1 rRNA gene is annotated in these 288 nt (G+C 36.5%); it reads left to right on the top strand.

What is annotated here, in order from left to right:
* A 5S ribosomal RNA gene (gene rrf / locus LQ609_RS12615) occupies positions 1 to 88 on the top strand; the annotation flags it as partial.
* Positions 89 to 288 lie beyond the last annotated feature (200 nt).

The following is a 288-nucleotide window of genomic DNA, read 5'->3' as shown; positions in this document are numbered from 1 at the left end:
CCTGTTCCCATGCCGAACACAGAAGTTAAGCTCTTTAGCGCCGATGGTAGTTGGGCTTACGTTCCGCGAGAGTAGGACGTTGCCGGGCAAAATTCAATTTTGACCCTTGGGTCTTTTTTTCTTGAAAAAGTTGAAAATAAATTGAATTAAGTATTGACACAAGATAATAAAGAGAGTATAATTGTTTCTTGTGAGACAAAATGAACATTGAAAACTGAATGACAATATGTCAACGTTAATTCCAATAATTGAGTACTTATAGTACTTCAAAGAGTGATTGGCTTAACC

Origin of the sequence: Mammaliicoccus sp. G-M28 (genome assembly GCF_022386595.1) — a bacterium.
Classification (GTDB): Bacteria; Bacillota; Bacilli; order Staphylococcales; family Staphylococcaceae; genus Mammaliicoccus; species Mammaliicoccus fleurettii.
This window is presented reverse-complemented; position numbering and strand designations above follow the sequence as displayed.